Source organism: Marinobacterium sp. LSUCC0821 (assembly GCF_012848475.1).
In the GTDB taxonomy this organism is placed as follows: Bacteria; Pseudomonadota; Gammaproteobacteria; order Pseudomonadales; family Balneatricaceae; genus Marinobacterium_E.
In genome coordinates, this window is record NZ_CP051666.1 from 5,001 (window position 1) to 19,030 (window position 14,030).

The 14,030-nt window shown below is 48.2% G+C and carries 9 protein-coding genes and 2 rRNA genes (1 of these 11 only partly in view); 7 read left to right on the forward strand and 4 right to left on the reverse strand.

Annotated features, from left to right (window positions below):
• Together HH196_RS00020 and rrf are read left to right on the forward strand one after the other, a co-directional pair.
• A 23S ribosomal RNA gene (locus HH196_RS00020) occupies positions 1–959 on the forward strand (it extends 1,928 nt beyond the left edge of the window).
• Positions 960–1,118: 159 nt separating this feature from the next.
• A 5S ribosomal RNA gene (gene rrf / locus HH196_RS00025) occupies positions 1,119–1,234 on the forward strand.
• 475 nt (positions 1,235–1,709) lie between these two features.
• Here the strand turns inward: rrf and HH196_RS00030 are convergent.
• A complete protein-coding gene (locus HH196_RS00030; RefSeq protein ID WP_169450079.1) occupies positions 1,710–2,597 on the reverse strand; it encodes a ChaN family lipoprotein in 888 nt (295 codons plus the stop codon).
• Between the two features lie 137 nt (positions 2,598–2,734).
• Here HH196_RS00030 and parC point away from each other — a divergent pair, with 137 nt between their 5' ends.
• Positions 2,735–4,975: a DNA topoisomerase IV subunit A gene (gene parC, locus HH196_RS00035; protein WP_169450080.1), complete on the forward strand. Its 2,241-nt coding sequence runs from the start codon at positions 2,735–2,737 to the stop codon at positions 4,973–4,975.
• Between the two features lie 106 nt (positions 4,976–5,081).
• Here the strand turns inward: parC and HH196_RS00040 are convergent, their stop codons facing one another.
• The 3 genes from HH196_RS00040 to HH196_RS00050 form a co-directional block, all read right to left on the reverse strand.
• Entirely contained in the window at positions 5,082–6,905 is a 1,824-nt protein-coding gene (locus HH196_RS00040; RefSeq protein WP_169450081.1) for a hypothetical protein, read from the reverse strand.
• Positions 6,906–6,985: 80 nt separating this feature from the next.
• On the reverse strand, positions 6,986–10,084 hold the full coding sequence (locus HH196_RS00045) for an efflux RND transporter permease subunit (RefSeq protein WP_169450082.1): 3,099 nt from the start codon (positions 10,082–10,084) through the stop codon (positions 6,986–6,988).
• On the reverse strand, positions 10,081–11,115 hold the full coding sequence (locus HH196_RS00050) for an efflux RND transporter periplasmic adaptor subunit (RefSeq protein ID WP_169450083.1): 1,035 nt from the start codon (positions 11,113–11,115) through the stop codon (positions 10,081–10,083). The genes HH196_RS00045 and HH196_RS00050 overlap by 4 nt, the downstream gene beginning before the upstream one ends.
• Positions 11,116–11,296: 181 nt before the next feature.
• Here HH196_RS00050 and HH196_RS00055 point away from each other — a divergent pair, with 181 nt between their 5' ends.
• From HH196_RS00055 to rlmH, 4 genes are read left to right on the forward strand one after another with little or no spacing between them, the layout of a single operon-like run.
• The gene (locus tag HH196_RS00055; RefSeq protein ID WP_169450084.1) at positions 11,297–12,553 is read left to right on the forward strand and encodes a glutamate-5-semialdehyde dehydrogenase; all 1,257 of its coding nucleotides are present in this window, start codon (positions 11,297–11,299) and stop codon (positions 12,551–12,553) included.
• Complete coding sequence (nadD, locus tag HH196_RS00060) at positions 12,553–13,206, forward strand: nicotinate-nucleotide adenylyltransferase (RefSeq protein ID WP_169450085.1); 654 nt, start codon at positions 12,553–12,555, stop codon at positions 13,204–13,206. The genes HH196_RS00055 and nadD overlap by 1 nt, the downstream gene beginning before the upstream one ends.
• 10 nt (positions 13,207–13,216) lie before the next feature.
• Positions 13,217–13,549, forward strand: a complete 333-nt coding sequence (rsfS, locus tag HH196_RS00065) for a ribosome silencing factor (RefSeq protein ID WP_169450086.1) — start codon at positions 13,217–13,219, stop codon at positions 13,547–13,549.
• A 2-nt stretch (positions 13,550–13,551) separates the two neighbouring features.
• Positions 13,552–14,019, forward strand: coding sequence for a 23S rRNA (pseudouridine(1915)-N(3))-methyltransferase RlmH (gene rlmH, locus HH196_RS00070; RefSeq protein ID WP_169450087.1), 468 nt, complete (start codon positions 13,552–13,554; stop codon positions 14,017–14,019).
• Positions 14,020–14,030: the final 11 nt, after the last annotated feature.

The window sequence follows — 14,030 nt, forward strand, 5'->3', positions numbered from 1 at the left end:
TCGGGTAAGTTCCGACCTGCACGAATGGCGTAACGATGGCCACACTGTCTCCACCCGAGACTCAGTGAAATTGAACTCGCTGTGAAGATGCAGCGTACCCGCGGCTAGACGGAAAGACCCCGTGAACCTTTACTATAGCTTCACACTGGACTTTGACCTTACTTGTGTAGGATAGCTGGGAGGCTTTGAAACTTGGACGCCAGTTCGAGTGGAGCCAATCTTGAAATACCAGCCTGGTAATGTTGAGGTTCTAACTCTGGTCCGTAATCCGGATCGAGGACAGTGTGTGGTGGGTAGTTTGACTGGGGCGGTCTCCTCCCAAAGAGTAACGGAGGAGCACGAAGGTACCCTCAGCATGGTCGGAAATCATGCAATGAGCGCAAGAGTATAAGGGTGCTTGACTGCGACACAGACACGTGGAGCAGGTACGAAAGTAGGTTCTAGTGATCCGGTGGTTCTGTATGGAAGGGCCATCGCTCAACGGATAAAAGGTACTCCGGGGATAACAGGCTGATACCGCCCAAGAGTTCACATCGACGGCGGTGTTTGGCACCTCGATGTCGGCTCATCACATCCTGGGGCTGAAGCCGGTCCCAAGGGTATGGCTGTTCGCCATTTAAAGTGGTACGCGAGCTGGGTTTAGAACGTCGTGAGACAGTTCGGTCCCTATCTGCCGTGGGCGTTTGAGATTTGAGAAGAGTTGCTCCTAGTACGAGAGGACCGGAGTGAACGAACCTCTGGTGTTCCGGTTGTTTCGCCAGAAGCATTGCCGGGTAGCTACGTTCGGACGGGATAACCGCTGAAAGCATCTAAGCGGGAAGCCTCCTTCAAGATGAGATCTCACTGGGGCCTTGAGCCCCCTAAAGAGCCGTTCAAGACTAGGACGTTGATAGGCTGGGTGTGTAAGCGTTGTGAGGCGTTGAGCTAACCAGTACTAATTGCTCGTGAGGCTTGACCATATAACGCCAAAGCTGTCTGAGTGCATAACATCAGATGAACAGCTGAATGGTAACGTAAGATCGCAAGATCAGATCGATCCGGTTGTAGCTTGTATGATCGATACAGACAATTGATTACAGTTTCAAGGTTAACGTGAAAGCGGTAACCAACCAGTTTTGCCTGGTGACAATAGAGACATGGAACCACCTGATCCCATCCCGAACTCAGTCGTGAAACGTGTCATCGCCGATGGTAGTGTGGGGTTTCCCCATGTGAGAGTAGGTCATTGCCAGGCACCTAATAAACAAAGAACCCCAGTACCGAAAGGTCCTGGGGTTTTTTGTTTATCATGGGCAATGCCCCACTCTGCACTACAACGGGTCCATGTGACAAACCGATGCTCTGCAAGAGCAGGTTTGGACGTTGGCTATGCCAACGCCCGTAGGGTCAGAACCAACGGTTCTGATCATTGTAGGTCATTGCCCACTCCGTAAGATAAACTCGGCACCTGTCCAAAACACAAACACCGCTGCGCGGTGATCGCGGCTTCAGCTACGCTGAATGCGCTCCTACGTCCGTGCGAAGTAGGCAATCTCTGCAAATGGCTCCAGCGGTTGACAGGATAAATCCAGTCACGATCGCACCGTTGCTAGGTTCATACACCAGTGGCTCAAATATTGCTTCTGTATTTCCAGCATACACGCCATCCGTGGCGATAACAGGCATTCAGCCTGTCATCTGCATTCTAATTACGCTCGATTTATTTACTCTCAAATCTTCCCACAATGATCAACAGGCTCGGTCTCAGGTGTAAAGATGATGTAGTCTGCAATCGGATTATCTTGATAGCTCTCAGGTATATATTTCCCTGGATCCATCTCTGGTCCAGCGCTCACCATCAGAATTGTTTTACTATTTAACTCGCCTAGTAGGGGTATCCCTGTGTCGTAGCGCGTATGCATAGTCCCAGCTATGAATACATCTAGCTTGTTGGTGCGGTTGTTTATCAAGGCACTATGCATCGCTTTATCGCGTGCTATCTGGACACGGAGCATATTCGATAGCTGTGATTTGGGTAACTTGCCACAGTGGCTCTCGTACAGAATAGCATCCATAAATTCACGGTAAGGGCCGGTTGGTAACTCTATCTCACTATCCATGTAGGCTTGCATCTGCTGATCTCTTGTGAGATCTGTAGCTATAACGCGTTGTGCCTCTGCTAGTGCAGTTTTAACCAGTTCTCCATACCAATCCCATGGCCAGCCGCTACTCCAATTCAGCGCCTCTTTAGTAACCTCCTGATTGTTAAGGTGATTATCGAGTACATCTTGTTGCTTCTGATTTGCCATCTCTAAGGCTACATTGCCTAGCTTTTTTGCATCTGAAATCGCCTCTATTAGATTCTGCTCGATAGCGTGGTGCTCTTCATTCTCGTGATTCTCTCCTAAGAGGACCCAATCACTTTTAGCTATTACAGAAACTAATACCTCCTCGGTTATGAAGTGGCGATTGTTTAGGTCCCATATCTTCCCTGCCAACGTAGTTGAACTCTCAAAATTGGGGATGATCGACTGTTGTTCACGGGCTAGTGATGTCGAAGAGTGAATTAAAATTTGGAACAGAAATAGTAGGCTGAATATTTTCTTTCGTAGCTTCACGGTGGTTCTCAAATACTGACTCTATTTAATTTCTCATTTTTTACGCAATATGCAGAGCTATGGAGCTATTCTAAGATGCATCACACTTTTTAAGCTGGCATACTTCTCTGATCTATCGGTATTAGGAAAGCTTTTAGATGGAAAATCTAATCGACGATAACATAGAGACGCTACCGCTCAAGACATTTACTGAGAAAGCGTATCTAGACTACTCAATGTACGTCATCCTTGATCGTGCACTGCCTCACCTGGGTGATGGTATGAAGCCCGTTCAACGTCGTATTGTCTATGCGATGTCTGAGCTTGGTTTAAAGGCATCCGCCAAGTATAAAAAATCTGCTCGTACTGTCGGTGACGTACTAGGTAAGTTCCATCCACACGGTGATTCGGCTTGTTATGAAGCGATGGTGTTGATGGCCCAGCCGTTTAGCTATCGCTATCCGCTTGTAGATGGGCAGGGTAACTGGGGTTCGCCTGATGATCCTAAGTCATTCGCTGCTATGCGTTATACCGAATCAAGGCTCTCGAAATATGCTGAGGTTCTGCTTAAGGAGCTTGGGCAAGGGACTGTTAATTGGGTGCCTAACTTTGATGGCACCATGGATGAGCCTGAAGTGCTACCAGCGCGCCTTCCAAACGTGCTTCTTAACGGCTCGACCGGTATTGCTGTTGGTATGGCGACTGACATTCTGCCGCATAACCTTAAAGAGGTCGCTAAGGCGTGTATCTACCTATTGGATAATCCGGATGCGAGCGTGGCTCGACTCTTCCAAAAGGTTAAAGGCCCAGATTTCCCAACAGCAGCAGAGATTATTACAGCAACAGAAGACCTTAAGAAGATATATGAAACGGGTCGTGGTTCTGTCAAAGCCCGTGCAATCTATGAAATGGAAGATGGTGAAGTTGTTATAACGGCACTGCCTTACCAGGTCTCTGGTGCAAAAGTACTTGAGCAAATTGCAGCTCAGATGCAGCAGAAGAAGTTACCTATGGTGAGTGATCTTCGTGATGAGTCTGATCACGAAAATCCAACTCGCCTGGTTATCGTGCCTCGTTCTAATCGTATTGATGTTGAACAGCTCATGGCACACCTTTTTGCCACGACTGATTTGGAGAGAAGTTACCGCGTTAACTTTAATATGATCGGTATCGATGGTCGTCCTCAGGTTAAAGATCTACGTCAGATTCTGACCGAGTGGCTCACCTGGCGAACACAGGTCGTGCGTCGTCGTCTTGAACACCGTTTGCAAAAGGTTCTTGATCGTTTACACATTCTCGAAGGTTTGATTATCGCCTACCTCAATATCGATGAGGTGATTGCGATCATTCGTAACGAGGATGAGCCTAAGCAGGAGCTGATGAGTCGGTTTGGCCTCTCGCCTGTTCAGGCTGATGCAATCCTAGATCTTAAACTTCGTCATTTAGCGAAGCTTGAAGAGTTTCAGATTCGTAGTGAGCAGTCTGAGCTCGACGAAGAGCGCCAGAAACTTGAAGCAATTCTGGGTTCTGACGAGCTGATGCGAAATCTCATTAAAGAGGAGATTGAAGAGGCTGCTGCTGAGTTTGGTGATGATCGCCGCTCACCAATTGTTGAGCGTCAGGAGTCGCAGGCATTCAGTGAGAAAGAGCTACTTACCTCTGATCCAGTCACTGTTGTTCTCTCTAAACAGGGTTGGATTCGTGCCGCGAAAGGTCACGATATCGATCCTGCGGGTCTGAGTTATAAAGCGGGTGACGGGTTCAAACTAGCCTTTGCTGGCAGAATGAATCAACCGACTATCCTGTTAGATAGCGAAGGTCGAGGTTACACCTTAGAGACGCATAATCTGCCGTCAGCTCGTGGTCAGGGTGAACCTGTCACAGGCAGTATATCGTTGCAGAAAGGCGCTTCTATCGAGGCGCTTACTGGTGGTAAGGATGCAGATCAAGTGTTGCTAGCTTCTGATGCCGGTTATGGTTTTGTTGCTAAATTTGGTGATCTGACCAGTAAAACTAAGAATGGTAAGGCAGTACTCAGTCTTCCTAAGGGTGCCAATGTCGTAGCCCCAACGCCAATTAGTGATGCTGCGAATGGCCTCATCGCTGCAGTAACAACCGAAGGTCGACTGCTTGTATTCCCTGTCTCTGAGCTGCCTGAATTGGCAAGAGGTAAGGGGAACAAGATTATCAATATTCCATCTGCTCGCGCACAGTCTCGTGAAGAGTTGATGGTTGCTGTTGCTGTCCTAACTGAAGGGCAATCTCTGCTTGTTCATGCAGGCAAACAGTACTTGAAGATGTCGTTGGCAGATCTAGAGCACTACAAAGGCGAGCGTGGTCGCCGTGGTAACAAACTGCCAAGAGGATATCAGCGAGTTAGTTCGTTAACAGTGGAGTAATGATACTTAACTGAAACAGATAATCCGAAAACGTAAAAAGGAGCCTAGGCTCCTTTTTTTTTTGACGTTATTTGTTCGCTGTCTCTAGAGCTGTTTTATCTGAGAACTACTGCTGTTGCGCCTGTTGAGCAAGTTTAGCTAGTAGGTATCGAGCCTGTTTATCGAGTAGTTCTTGATAGCTCTTACCTAGGCCCATAATGAGTACCTTATCCTCATCTTCACGCTTAATCTCGCCCTCTTCTAGTACTGAGGCTTTCAGGTCTGGTACCTCTGTCAGAGCTGTATGGCTGATTAGACGATCGCTCTTGGTTGAGCGAGTTAGGAAGCGAGCTTCATCAGAAGTGCGATCTAAGCGATTTACTTGGCCACGCACTATTGCGGTGTGTACCTCTAGAATTGGGACTTGTTGCGCTGCTCTGCTGCGGTTGTATGAGCGTACCAATGAGGCAAAGAGCATGGCAGCACAGATTGCATTGACTCCATGTTCATCATCTTCACGTGCCTCAGTAAAGAGAATCTGAATATCTTCACCTAGGGATTCAACCTCACCACCATAGATATTGGCCACTGAGTTGGCGAGCGTTCGATAGGTCCTTCTGATCTGTTGTGCAAGCTCAAAGGAGACGATACCGGAATTTGGACTGGTCGCATCAATCAATACAAGGTAACCCGCTTCATGAGCTGGTAGAACTAAATCTAGCTCCTGTTCGATCGTGTAAAGATCGAGCTGCTCTTCGGTGATGATCGGTAGCTTTCTTGCACGGCGGTGAATTGCGTCGATATCAACTGTCTCAAAGCGTGGCTCACGTCGCTCATTGAGATCAGTCGGCTTGCTTGGAGTAAATCGAGGTATGGTTGGCTCGCGACGCTCAGGCTTCAGAAGATCGACAATGTCGACTTCATCATCAGCCTGGGTGTTAACTGCCATTTTGATTGTGGGGATCTGCTCTTCATCCACATCTTCATCGATTGCCTGTTCGCCATTCTCTAGCACAGACTCTATCTCTGACCGTTGAGTCTCTTCTGGTTGCGCTAGATCTTCCCAAGGAGGGGTATCATCAATAGCATCTAGATCTGGTGCTATTGGCTCCGCTTCATCATCTGAATAGTGCTCATCTTCAAAAGATTTTGCAGGGTATTCATCATACGCTGAGCCAAGATCGATGTGTGGCTCTTCAGCTACATTGTCTCGATCATCGATCTCTTCTTCATACTCTTCGGACTCATCCTCACTTGGATCGCCTAAGTGTTCGTTCTCATCAATGTCATCATCTGATTCGTCATCAATAGCGTCGTCATCTAGCTCTCCGCTTGGTAACTCGTTTTCATCAAATGACTCGTCATTCTCGCTATCTAGATCGAGCTCGTCTCGAGTATGTTCGTCGTCTTGTTCGTACTCTTCGTCATACTGATCTTCATCGGGTAGAAGTTGTGTTTGGCGTCTGTAGATGAGTATTGAGAAGAGCAGGGCAACTAGGGTGCCTGCAACCATTAAAACAGTTTGGTAGTTAAGTTGTTGTTGGACAGGTTTTGGATCTATCCATACCTCAAGCTGTGCGATCTCTTCGCCATTAGGTGCAATTTTATAGGCAGCATGGACACCCTCAGTTTTTCCCGCTGCAGCTATGCGCATCTTGTGTTGGTCGGTTATCTGAATACCTGCAACAAAGGGGTCGTCTGCGATCTGATTGGTGACGAAGTTCAAACTGACAAGATCTTTAGAAAGAATTAGAGGTGTCACTAGCACCGAAGCGCTGTTGGTCCAAATAGCTGCCTGCTTTTGAGCATCAATTAAAGCTGCGCGCTTAGCTAACAGATAGGAACCAGCTAGGGTAATAGTTAGCAATAGGCCGAGCGCAGCTACCGCAGCAAGTGCAGGGCGTTGGTACCATCTAAGTGGGGAAGGATGTTTAGAGAACCGCTCAAACATCGATTGAGTATCCAGTCGATTAAAAATTATCGCCCAATCATACCAGCGCAGGTCTGATCGGGCGATCTTTCAGCTGTTTTTTAATCAGTTTCTTTTGCTTGCTCCATTTGTGCCTCAAGCTCTCTCGATACCCTTTCTGGTGACCCAGCGTTGCGAGCGAGTAGGTTGTAGGTGAGAGGCGTCACAATGAGAGTTAAAAAAGTGACCAGCGTTACACCAGAGAAAACTACGATACCAATCGCCTGACGACTTTCAGCACCGGCTCCTGATGCCATTATCAGCGGAAGTGCGCCCAGTATGGTTGTCAGTGCAGTCATCAATATTGGGCGTAAGCGGCGAACAGATGCGTCAATGACTGCGTCATCGAAGCTTTCGCCTCGGTCTCGCAACTGGTTAGCAAACTCGACAATTAAAATGCCGTTTTTAGCCCCCAGGCCTATCAGCATGATCAAAGCGAGTTGTGCATATATAGTTAGCGCCTCACCCATGTAGAGAAGCCCTAAGAGTCCACCTAAGATTCCAAGTGGGACTGTTAGCATCACGATAAACGGGTTAACGAAGCTCTCAAACTGTGCAGCTAAGACAAGGAAAACAACTAGGAGGGCAAAAAGGAATACCATCTCAATTGAGCTGCTGTCAGTTTTATAGTCCAGTGATTCACCTTGGTAGTCGATAACCGCTTCAGGTGGAAGCACCTCGGCCGCGATTTTATCTAGATAATCGATCGCTTCACCAAGGGTATAGCCTTTAGCGAGCCCCGCTTCGATTGTGATGGCACGGGTCCGGTTGTAGTGGGGAAGACGTGGTGCTTCGCCCACAGTTTTAAACGATACGATGTTGTCGAGAGGGATGAGTTCGCCGGTTGTGCTTGAACGAACAGTCAAACGAGAAAGTTGTTCAATACGGGATAGCTGGTCAGATTGCCCTTGCACCCATACATCATATTGGCGGCCACGCTCCATAAATTGGGTAACAGTTGAACCACCCAGCATCAGCTCAAGTGTGGCGCCTAGTGATTGTGCCGAAACGCCCAATGCTGCAGCACGCTCACGATCAAATTCGGCTCGAATCTGTGGCTGGTTGCGTCTGAAATCGATATCCAAATCAGTTAATCCGGGATTCTCCTCAGCTTTTGCAATAATCGCTTCAGTCCACTGCTCCATCTGCTCATAACTGCCGCCACCCACTACAAACTGCACGGGAGTTCTCGAACCCACACGAAGAGCAGAGCGAAGAATAGGTACAACGTTTACATCTGGAATTCCGCCAAACTGCTTACGAAGATCGCCAACCAGTTCTGACGCATGAACAGAGCGTTGATCCCAGGGTTTTAGGGTCAAGATCATAAAGCCTGAGTTGTCGCCATTAGTGCCAAAGCCAGGTGTGCGCAGCAGGGTGCTTTCAACTCCGTTTGCCTCTAGCCAAGGCTGAATGCGCTTCTCAACCTGAAGCATGGCGCTTTGCATGCTTTTTGCACTGGCACCCTCTTGCCCCTTAACCAATACGAAAATAGATCCCCTATCTTCTGTCGGCATCAATGTGCGTGGCAGGAACTGCATTGAGTAGTAGATGCCACCAAAAGCACCCGCGATGATGACAACAGCCAGCCAGCGATGATTGAGTGCTCTTTTAAGGAAGCGCCCATAGAAGTTTTCGACTGGATGGAGTAGGCGTGCCAACCCAGCTTCAGGGTGATTTTTGTCGTGTCTGTGGAGCAGTTTGGCACTGAGTACAGGGCCAAGTGTCAGCGCCACAACGCTAGAGAATATTACGGCTGCTGTTAATGTAAGCGCGTACTCCCTGAAAAACTGCCCAATAGTTCCTGGTAGGAAAACGATCGGAACGAAAGTCGCTACAAGAACTAGGGTGGTAGCGATGACAGCAAATCCAACCTCACGAATACCATCCCAAGCAGCCAATAGAGCGGGCTTTCCTTTGTTGAGATGACGGTGAATATTCTCAACCACCACAATGGTGTCATCGACCACTAGGCCGACTGCAAGCACCATCGCTAAAAGGGTGAGTAGGTTTATCGAAAAGCCAAAGGCCAATACAGCGGTACATGCTGCAATGAGAGAGATAGGAACAGTCACTGCAGGAATTAGAGTCGCTTTAAAGTCCCCTAGGAATGCCCAGATCACAAGTACTACAAGCACTGCGGCAATCGCGAGTGTTGAGTAGACCTCAGAGATGGCACTCTTGATGAACACAGAGATGTCGTAGGAAGTTCTTAGGTCAGTCCCCTCCGGAAGAAACGGACGGAACTGCTCTACCTCACGCTTTACAGCGTCAATGACAGTTAATGGGTTTGCAGTTGATATTGGCTCAATACCGATCGCGATAACCTCTTCACCATCTGCGCGGAACATCTCATCGGTGTCCTGTGGGCCAGTAAAGATATTGGCTACATCGGATAGGCGGACTAACGGACCTGGCGCTTGGCGGATTACCAGAGAGTTAAAGTCAGCAATCTGGTTGTAACTGCGTGGAATCTGTATCTGCAGTGTGCGTTGTGGACCACTTAATTCACCACCACGCAACTCAAGGTTCTCCCGTTTAAGGGCGTTAACAACCTCGGTGGGGGTAAGGTTTAATGCATTTAAACGATCGGGATCTAACTCGACACGCAGGACATAATCGCGTGCACCTAAGATCGATACTGCACTCACTCCATCGACCCGTTCCATGCGTTCTTTAAGTGTGCGCTCTGCATAGTCGGTAAGCTCTACACCGTTCATTTTGCTTGAGCTTGCGATGATATAGAGAATCATATCTCCGCGTAGGCCGCTTTTAGAAACAAGTGGTGTGGCTGCATCATCAGGCAAATTACGTGCGGCACGTGCCACCGCTTCTCGGACATCATTTGCAGCATCATCTAGACTGCGGCTTGTATCGAAAGTGATTGTGATGCGTGAGAGGTTGCGAGCACTTGTAGATTCAATGAATCGAACCCCTTCAATACCGCTTAAACGATCTTCGATAGGTGATGTAACCCTCAACTCAACCACCTCAGGCGCTGCACCCGTATATGAAGTGGATACGTTGATTTGTGGTCTTGATACGTCTGGGTATTCACGAAGCGGCAGGTTTAGCCAGGCTAAAATACCAAACACCACAAGTAATAGACTGATAACCGCCGCAAAAACGGGGCGGCGAACTGACACTTCACTTAGGATCATGATTTAGACCCTTTGCCGCCAAGCTCCTTAACCGGTTGGTTCGGCTTTGCTTTAAGGCGCCCGCGATCGATAATTTTATCGCCAGCGTTCAGTCCTTTTGTGACTTCAATCCACTCCTCAAGCTCTGTACCAATCGAGACAACTGCTGGTTTCGCTTTTCCCTCGGCGTCTATTCGCATGACGGTCGCTTTGTCGCCCTGGTAGGTGATGCTACGAGCGGGCACAAGTAGTGCGTTTTCATTTTTCGTAATTGCGAGTGACACCTTTACGCTCATGCCTGGGCGAAGCAGTTGCTCGCGATTGTCGATTGCAGCCTCAATATCGATGGTGCCTCGATCTTGATTAATACGTGTACCGATGTAGTTAATGTTTCCGGTGAATAGTTTGTCCGGCCAGGCAACGCTCGATAGTGAGACCTCAGATCCAGAGTGAATCGCGGCGAGGTGCTTTTCTGGAACCGCAAAGCTCAGGGTCAGCGTATCTGTTGCATCCAACGTTGCGATAGTTGAGTTGGAATTTAACCACTCGCCAACCACAACTGCGCTTGAGCCGATGTGGCCTGTGAATGGTGATTTAATCTCTAGTTTCTCTATATCGATTTTAGCAATGGCGATAGAGGCCTCTAATCCAGCGACCTCAGCTAGGCGAATGTCACGCTGCTCCATCGACGCAGCGCGGTTTTTTATTAGCTGTTCTTGGCGTTGAAGTTGCTGTTTTGCCAGAGCAAGTTGCGCTTCTAGTTTGGCGAGTAGTGCAGAGGCTTCACGTTTATCGAGACGAGCAAGAGTGTCGCCTTTTGATACCTTTTGCCCGGCAGAGAAGAGAATTTCCGTCACTTTGCCTGCTACATCAGTTCTTATTTGTGTGGCTTTTTCTGATTTTAGAATGCCACTGGTATAGAAGTGTGTATCAAGCTGTTGGGCCTTTACTTCGTAGGTTGTGACTGCAGGAGCGGGTCTGCCTGCAGCAATAGTTTGGTGGCTTATGAACGCTGAACTTAGGGTCAGAATTGCGATTGCGTATCTCTGCATTTGGCTGTTCCAAACTTATTTGAATAAAAGCGTAATATCCTCCAAAGCCATGACTTTGCATAGATCTAAATAATAAGATTTTTAATTTTAAAAAGGCGCTAAAAATCACCTTCAGAACGTGAGATAAAGTGACTCTTCAGGCTATAATGAGCGGCTTAGATTTAATTAGAGTTATTGCGACATGAATGTAGCTGAATACATGCAAAAAATGGGTGCTAATGCCCGCCAAGCATCACGCGTTATCGCTCGCGCTTCAACCGAGGTTAAAAACCGTGCGCTGCTTGCAATGGCTGACGCTTTGGATGCCTCGCGTGCTGCTGTCGAAGCGGCCAATCAGATAGATCTTGCTGCAGGTAAGGAGCGTGGTTTAGATGATGCTATGTTGGATCGTTTGGCACTGACTCCCGCTCGTATCGATGGAATGATTGAAGGTCTGCGTCAGGTTGCAGCGCTTCCTGATCCAGTCGGCGACATCTCTGATATGCGATTTATGCCATCTGGTATTCAGCTAGGTAAAATGCGTGTTCCTCTTGGTGTTATCGGGATTATTTATGAATCACGTCCGAATGTGACCATGGAAGCGGCAAGCCTCTGTTTAAAATCGGGTAATGCCACTATTTTGCGTGGTGGTTCTGAAGCAATTCACTCTAATCAAGCCATCGCTAAAACAATTGCGGTTGGACTTGAAGCTGCAGGTCTCCCTGCTGAAGTTGTTCAGGTAGTTGAAACGACTGATCGTGAAGCGGTTGGCCAGCTTATTACGATGCCGGAGTTTGTAGACGTTATCGTGCCGCGCGGTGGTAAAGGTCTGATTGAGCGAATCGCTAACGATGCACGTGTTCCTGTTATTAAGCACCTAGATGGCATCTGTCATGTATACATCGATGCGGAAGCCGATTTAGGTAAAGCTGTAAACATCGCTATTAATGCGAAAACCCACCGCTACGGAACCTGTAACACGATGGAGACTCTGTTGGTTCATGAAACTGTCGCGCAGGAAGTGCTCAAAGAGCTGTTGGTTGCATACAACCAAGCAGGTGTTGAGCTGCGTGGCTGTGAAAAAACCTGTGTGCTTATACCATCCGCTAAAGCAGCGACCGAAGAGGATTGGGCAACTGAGTATCTTGCGCCAATTCTGTCGATTAAGGTTGTCTCTGGAATCGATGAAGCTATCGAACACATCAACCACTATGGCTCGCACCACACGGATGCCATCGTGACTGAAAACTACACGCTATCGCGCCAGTTCCTACGTGAAGTTGATTCAAGCTCAGTGATGATCAATGCATCAACGCGCTTTGCAGACGGTTTTGAGTATGGTCTGGGTGCTGAGATCGGTATCTCCACAGATAAGATTCATGCACGTGGCCCGGTAGGTCTTGAGGGGCTTACTTCACAGAAATATATCGTGTTTGGTGAAGGTCAGGTTCGTCGTTAATGACTAAAGCCCCCGTTGTTATCTTTGGCGGTACCTTTGATCCTATTCATATAGGGCATCTAAGAACCGCGATTGAGTTGGGGGATTGGTTACAGGTTCCTGAAGTTAGGTTGGTCCCTTCGGGTGACCCTGTGCATCGAGTTGGAACTCAGGCGAGCGCCCAGCAGCGCTTGGCGATGGTTTCGTTGGCAACAGAGTATGATGACTGTTTAGTTGCTGACGATATTGAGGTGAACTCTGAGAGTGCCTCATACACAGTAGTAACACTTGAAAAAATTCGCCAAAAGGTTGGGCCGTCGCGCCCCGTCGTTTTGGTTATGGGGATGGATGCATTTATGCATCTCACAAGCTGGCATCGTTGGCAGGAGCTTTTTGGTTTGGCTCACCTCTTAGTGGTGGCTAGACCAGGTTACTCCCCAGAGATGAATTCAGAACTCAAAGAAGAGGTTGGACCTCGAGTTACTGAGTTCAAAGATGAGCTTAAATTAACCCCCTCAGGAAGTGTGGTGTTTCACCAGTTAACCCCTTTGGGTGTTTCTGCAACTCAAATTAGATCCCTCATTGTAAAAGGGCAAAACCCAAGATTTCTTTTGCCTGAATCAGTGTGGGAATTTATTAAACTAGAGAAACTTTACGGTTTCAAAGAAGGATAGAAAACCTTTGATGCAAGATGATCAATTGATCGCGTTGGTGCAAGATGCACTCGACAATATGAAAGCGAAAGAGATAGTTGTACTGGATGTTCGTGGCCGTTCATCAGTCACTGATTACATGATTGTGGCCAGCGGTACCTCTAAGCGCCAGGTCTCATCAGCAGCTCAAGAAGTTGTTGAAAAAGCAAAAGCGAGTGGCCTTCAGCCTATGGGTGTAGAGGGTGAGCAGGTTGGTGACTGGGTACTTGTTGACCTTGGTAGCGTCATTGTTCATGTGATGATGCCGGATGCCCGCAGCTTCTATGATATCGAACGCCTCTGGTCACCGGAGTTGGACGCTTAATTATGCGTATTAGGCTGCTTGCCGTTGGAACCAAAATGCCTAAGTGGGTAACTGATGGCTTCCAAGAGTACTGCAAGCGCCTGCCTAGTGATTTCCAGTTGGAGCTTGTTGAGCTCCAGCCTGGTCATCGCGGCAAGGGTGCGGATATCAGCAGGGCGATGCGTTCTGAAGGCGACGCAATGCTGGCGGCGATTCCAAAGGGCGATCGTATTATTGCGCTCTGCGTTGATGGCAAAAACTGGTCAACTGAAAAGCTGGCAGAGCAAGCGGAAGATTGGCGAATGGGTGGTTCAAACATTACGCTGCTGGTCGGTGGGCCTGATGGTCTAGATCCTCGCTGTATTGCTGCCGCTGATCAGCGCTGGTCTCTTTCAGCACTCACTTTGCCACACCCGTTGGTAAGAATTATTCTAGCAGAACAGATCTACCGTGCTTGGACGCTACTCCAAGGTCACCCTTATCACAAGTAAGCTGAGGCTAG